Here is a 4,357-nt window from a genome sequence, read left to right on the forward strand (position 1 = left end):
TCATATAGCCGAGCGCGCCGGATTTCGACTTCTCGTCGGAATGGCGCTCAAGTGTGGCGGCCACGTCCTCGGCGGTCACCGTCTTGCCGTTGTGGAATTCGACGCCGTCGCGGATCTTCAGCGTCCACACCTTGGCGTCGTCCGACGAGCCGATCTCCTCGGCGATACGATTCTCGAGCTTGCCTTCGGGCGAAAGCTCGACAATCAATTCGCCCCACATCTTGCCGAAGGCGAACGGCACCTGAGTCATGAACAGCGCCGGGTCGAGGCTGTTGGTGGATTCACCGCCGACTAGGCCGGCCTTCAGTGTGCCGCCCTTGACCGGACCCGCCGCGCGTGCAGCGCTTGAAAGCAGCGAGTTGGCGAAGGGCGCGGAGATACCGAGCGCCGCCGCCCGGCCGAGAAAATCACGACGGCTCAGTTTGCCCGACGCGACACGCCGGCTAAGAAATTCCAGTTCGTTCGACATTTTGAGTTCCTCACTCTGTTGGTTCGACTCTGCGGTCGTTTTTCTTGTTTCTTGTGAGGAGAATAATGACCGCAAGGGAAAGCGGTAAGCAAGACCGAATGCGACATGCCGTGGCGTAAATCGTACGTCGCAATTGGACCAATGAATCGGCGCTCAAAGAAGCGCGCGCCGCACCTTCTCTTCGAAATTGCGCTCGAAGACGAGGGTTTCGTCCTCATAGGCCTCGATTCTGGCGCTGACGATGAAGTTTTGCGCGTCCGATCGCATTTCGGCTGTCGTTTCGGTGCGTACCGACCATCCGTTTCGCGACAGGGTCTGCGTCCAGTGCGTCTTCCCCGAGGCCGAGAGCGGATCGTCGGGGTGGATCGTCCAGGTCTCGCGGGCGATGCTGCCATTGGCCAGGCCATGAGCGAGATCGCGCACCTCGCCGAAATCATCATCGATGGAAAGCGTCACGATTCCGGTCTTTTCGTCACGATCGATATGGCGCTCGGAATTGCTGGCGCGGATCGTCTCCGTTGCCCAGGGAGTGGCACCTTCCGGCTCGGCGAACGCCGCTTCGTCGTCTGTCGCCAGCGGCCGCAGCGGCAAGCGGAGCGTCGCCGCCGACAAGGTCAGCCGGACCGGCTCCGGCGACGGCCAGATGGCAGGCCAATAGGCGTTTGAAACGGCAACACGCAGGTGGTGGCCGGGCGGAACGCGATAGCCGCATTGATCGAGCACGACGCGCGCGAACACGGTTTCGCCCGGCACCAGCGCCTCGGGAAATTCATGCGAATTGCGATGCGTCAGATTGAGCACGCCATAGGAAATCAGTTCCGAGGCGCCGTCGGGATGCACGTCACAGAGCCGGATCGCGATGTTGGCCTGCGGACGGTCGGAGGACAGCCGCACCTCGACTTCCGGAGCGCCGACGATGTCGATGGCCTGACTGAGTTCCGACTGGTCGAAACACACCGACAGCGCATCGTCGGGGCGCTGATCGCCCGGCAGTTCGGGGCCGAAGGTGAAGGGAAAATACTCGCCACCGGCCAGGCCGCAGCTTTGCGGCGAGGCAACGATGGAGGGTTTTTCCGTTGACGGGATCAGATCGACCGTTTGTGTCTTGATGTTGGACGATGGCCATTCCTGCTCCGCCACCCAGCGGCCAGGCCGCTCGGGGTGCCAGCGCGCTGGGCGCACGCTGTCCATGACATAGGCGCGGTAGGCCGGGTCGGACTCGACACCGGTGTCGACACCCTTCAGCCAGCGGTCCCACCAGCGCAGAGCCTCCTGCAGGAAGCCGATGGCGGGTTTTGGTCCTGCGTAGTGCGGGTATTTGTGGATCCATGGCCCGATAATGCCCTTGACCGGGGCTTCGATGTTGCTGGCCAGATGCGAGACCGTGTTGCGGTAGCCGTCATGCCAGCCGCCGATCGACAGCACCGCGGCTTTGACGGCGGAGAAATCCTCGCAGATCGAGCCGCGCTTCCAGTAGGCATCACGGTGCTGGTGTTTCAGCCACAGCGGCGCCAGGAAGGATTGGTTCTCCAGCCGGGTCAGCCACAGATCGCGCCATCTGTTGTCGCCGGCCAGCAGCGGGTCCGGTGGCCGCGACGAGTAGGACAGCATGGTCGAAGCCCAGCCGAAGTTCTCGATCAGCAGGCAGCCGCCCTTGTAGTGGATGTCGTCGGCATAGCGGTCGACGGTCGAGCATAGGCTGATCACGGCTTTCAGCGCCGGCGGCTGCTTGGCCGCCACCTGCAGGCAGTTGAAGCCGCCCCAGGAAATGCCCATCATGCCGACATTGCCGTTGCACCAGGGCTGGCTTGCCGCCCAGGCGATGACGTCGCAGGCGTCCTGCAATTCCTGCTCGGAATACTCGTCGTCCATCAGCCCTTCGGAATCGCCATTGCCGCGCATGTCGACGCGGATCGAGGCATAGCCGTGGCCGGCGAAATAGGGATGCGTCAGCTGATCGCGAAAGATGGTGCCGTCGCGCTTGCGGTAGGGCAGGTGTTCGAGGATCGCCGGCACCGGATCGTCGCCCGCATCCTCCGGCATCCACACCCGCGCCGAGAGCCGGCAGCCGTCCGGCATGACGATCCCCATGTCCGGGAATTCGACGACCTTGCGGGAAAATTCGGTGACTGTTTTCATGGCATGCTCCAGGATCGCCAGATGATGGAGCCGGTGGGGTCGCGTCGTGGGCCAGCCAACGAATTCGGCTGGTCAATCCGCGTCAATTCAGCGGAATGTCGTTATCGTCCTTATTCGCCTGATAGACGCCGGACAACTCATCGTAGCGCGCCGAAATCGCGCCGATACGTGTTTCCAGCCGTTGCCGCTCGGCTTCGGGCAAAGTTCGCACCAACCGACGTATGGAAAAGCTCTTCCAGTAGGCATTCTCGGCATTGTAGCCGCCGGGATCGAGGGTGAAGACCTCTTTCAGGATTTTCAGGTCGTGCGGGATGGCAAAGCTGTCGCGCGAATCCTCGTGGCTGAACAGATAGTAGAAATTGTCGAAGCCGGTCCAGGTGATAGCCGACAGGCAGAGCGAGCAGGGTTCGTGCGTGGCGATGAAGATGGCGTCTTTCGTATCGACGCGTTCAGCCCTGGGCATTTCGTAGAAGCGCTTCAGGCAGTGCACCTCGCCGTGCCAGAGCGGGTTTTCCATCTCGTTGTTGGTTTCGGCCAGCACCAGCGACCGGTCGTCCTTGCGCAGGATCGCGGCGCCGAACAGCTTGTTGCCATGGGTGACGCCGTCGGCCGTCTTCGGCACGATGTCGTGCTCGATAACGTCGAGCAGGCGGTCGATCAGCGAAATATCCGTCATCAGGGGGTCTCCTGCCGCATGTCGCCCAAAGTGCCCCGGGTTTGGGGTAACGACACGCACAAAAAATTAAGGGAGATGGATCTCGTAGGCGTGCGAGAAATGGAACTCTTCGAGATTGGAGCCGTCGCCGCCACGGTCGACGATCAGGAAATCCTGAGGCTCGCCGAGCGGCGTCAGCACGCCATGCCAGAGATTGCGCCGGTAATTGATGCCTTGGCCGGGTGCGGTGATGAAGGCATGCGACTCATCAGGCCCTTGCTCGCCGTCATGGCAGACGACGACCAGGAATGGACGCGGCGACAGCGGGATGAAGGCCTGGCTGCCGAAGGGGTGGCGCTCGACCATGCTCAGCTTCAGCGGCAGTTCGTAAGGCGTGCCGCGCACCATCGAGATCAGCACGCGGGCATTCGGTCCGGTCGCCTCGGCGGTCGCCAGATCGTGATAGCGTTCCGCGCGGCCGCCATTGATCGGGTAGTGGTTGTCGCCGCCCATGTCGATGACGTCGCCGAACGGAGCAAAGCTCTCGCGGGTCAGTGGCCGCGCAATGATCCGCGTCACGGCGTCCGCCCAGGGACACCGACGCCGCCGAGCTTGGCGTGCCGGTTCACGTCCTTGTAGAGCAGATAACGGAATTTGCCCGGGCCGCCGGCATAGCAGGCCTGCGGACAGAAGGCGCGCAGCCACATATAGTCGCCGGCCTCAACCTCGACCCAGTCCTGATTGAGGCGATAGACCGCCTTGCCTTCCAGCACATAGAGCCCGTGCTCCATGACATGGGTCTCGGCGAAGGGAATGACCGCACCCGGTTCAAGCGTGACGATGGTCATGTGCATGTCGTGGCGCAAATCGGCTGGATCGACGAAACGCGTCGTCGCCCAGCGGCCCTCGGTGCCGGGCATCGGCGTCGGCGCGATCTCCTGTTCGTTGGCGAAGAAGGCCTCCGGCGCATCGAGACCGTCGACCGCCTCGTAAGCCTTGCGAATCCAGTGGAAGCGCACGTCGGCCTTGCTTTCGTTGCGGACCGTCCAGCCGCTGGCAGGCGGCAGGAAGGCAAAGCCGCCGGGCCGCAAGAC

The 4,357-nt window shown here is 62.8% G+C and carries 5 protein-coding genes; all 5 read right to left on the reverse strand.

Translation table 11 applies throughout. The features are described 5' to 3' along the window. Positions 1-469 (reverse strand): ABC transporter substrate-binding protein (locus EN939_RS22825; protein ID WP_127269854.1); only part of this gene is annotated, 469 nt, incomplete at its 3' end. A gap of 153 nt (positions 470-622) precedes the next feature. After that, positions 623-2,608, reverse strand: coding sequence for a CocE/NonD family hydrolase (locus EN939_RS22830; protein WP_127269856.1), 1,986 nt, complete (start codon positions 2,606-2,608; stop codon positions 623-625). Between the two features lie 82 nt (positions 2,609-2,690). Then, complete coding sequence (locus EN939_RS22835; protein WP_127269858.1) at positions 2,691-3,284, reverse strand: nucleoside deaminase; 594 nt, start codon at positions 3,282-3,284, stop codon at positions 2,691-2,693. Positions 3,285-3,350: 66 nt separating this feature from the next. Continuing rightward, positions 3,351-3,842, reverse strand: a complete 492-nt coding sequence (locus EN939_RS22840) for an ureidoglycolate lyase (protein ID WP_127269860.1) — start codon at positions 3,840-3,842, stop codon at positions 3,351-3,353. Continuing rightward, a partial coding sequence (gene allE, locus EN939_RS22845; protein WP_127269862.1) for a (S)-ureidoglycine aminohydrolase occupies positions 3,839-4,357 on the reverse strand: 519 nt, incomplete at its 5' end. The genes EN939_RS22840 and allE, both read right to left, overlap by 4 nt.

Source organism: Mesorhizobium sp. M7A.F.Ca.CA.002.05.1.1 (genome assembly GCF_003998335.1).
Lineage (GTDB): Bacteria > Pseudomonadota > Alphaproteobacteria > Rhizobiales > Rhizobiaceae > Mesorhizobium.

Bases quoted from the DNA above. Each gene is read 5' to 3' on its own strand.
- EN939_RS22830 (WP_127269856.1), bottom strand. From the start codon at position 2,608: ATGAAAACAGTCACCGAATTTTCCCGCAAGGTCGTCGAATTCCCGGAC.
- EN939_RS22835 (WP_127269858.1), bottom strand. From the start codon at position 3,284: ATGACGGATATTTCGCTGATCGACCGCCTGCTCGACGTTATCGAGCAC.